Source organism: Enterococcus spodopteracolus (assembly GCF_030441955.1).
In the GTDB taxonomy this organism is placed as follows: Bacteria; Bacillota; Bacilli; order Lactobacillales; family Enterococcaceae; genus Enterococcus_B; species Enterococcus_B spodopteracolus.
Genome location: NZ_JARJHD010000152.1, coordinates 1 through 357 on the forward strand (window position 1 = coordinate 1; position 357 = coordinate 357).

Genomic DNA, 357 nt, shown 5'->3' on the forward strand with positions numbered 1-357 from the left:
CGTATTCCAATTGGAAACATTTAGGGTTTCTAGATTCCTTGCACCACTGAACATCCATCCCATATTGGTAACGTTCGACGTATTCCAATTGGAAACATCTATCACTTGTAAACTTTCGGCATTATGAAACATTGATCCCATATTGGTAATGTTCGACGTATTCCAATTGGAAACATCTATCACTTGTAAACTTTCGGCATTATAAAACATTACTCGCATATTGGTAACGTTCGACGTATTCCAATTGGAAACATTTAGGGTTTCTAGATTCCTTGCACCACTGAACATCCATCCCATATTGGTAACGTTCGACGTATTCCAATTGGAAACATCTATCACTTGTAAACTTTCGGCATT

At 37.5% G+C, this 357-nt stretch carries 1 protein-coding gene; it reads right to left on the bottom strand.

The window, feature by feature from the left end; all coding sequences use genetic code 11:
• Positions 1 to 357, bottom strand: a 357-nt coding sequence (locus P3R27_RS14985) for a BspA family leucine-rich repeat surface protein (protein ID WP_369075748.1), incomplete at both ends; no start/stop codon positions are given.